Raw genomic sequence first — 578 nt, forward strand, 5'->3', positions numbered from 1 at the left:
TCCCCATTCGGAAATCCCCGGATCAAAGCCTGCTTACGGCTCCCCGAGGCGGTATCGTTGTTCGCCACGTCCTTCTTCGGCTCCTGGTGCCTAGGCATCCTCCGTGCGCTCTTACTAGCTTAACCTGCGTTTTTCGATGACTCATCTTCCCGAATTGCTTCAGAAAAGACGCGCCGATCTTAAACGGTTATACTTCAGCTAAAGGATGTTTCAGCTCAAGATTTTCATCTTGATTTACTTTCGTTATCCAGTTTTCAAGGTGCAATAGATGAAGTTTGTTGGTGGAGCCAAGCGGGATCGAACCGCTGACCTCCTGCTTGCAAGGCAGGCGCTCTCCCAGCTGAGCTATGGCCCCAAGCAAATTCCATCAAAGCTGAACAAATGGGGTTCACGTCCGGCGCTCTCGCGCAGTTAATCCGCACATTGTGAAGACTTTCGTCTTCTTATCAGTCATCATCGTGACTGAGTAATCCTTAGAAAGGAGGTGATCCAGCCGCACCTTCCGATACGGCTACCTTGTTACGACTTCACCCCAATCATCTACCCCACCTTCGGCGGCTGGCTCCCTTGCGGGTTAC

1 tRNA gene and 2 rRNA genes are annotated in these 578 nt (G+C 51.6%); all 3 read right to left on the reverse strand.

Going from position 1 to position 578, the window contains the following annotated elements:
* A 23S ribosomal RNA gene (locus tag NQZ67_RS29980) occupies positions 1–125 on the reverse strand; the annotation flags it as partial.
* Positions 126–279: 154 nt separating this feature from the next.
* Positions 280–355 (reverse strand) — tRNA-Ala (locus NQZ67_RS29985).
* Between the two features lie 122 nt (positions 356–477).
* A 16S ribosomal RNA gene (locus NQZ67_RS29990) occupies positions 478–578 on the reverse strand; the annotation flags it as partial.

Source organism: Paenibacillus soyae, assembly GCF_024623455.1.
GTDB classification, from domain to species: Bacteria; Bacillota; Bacilli; order Paenibacillales; family Paenibacillaceae; genus Pristimantibacillus; species Pristimantibacillus soyae.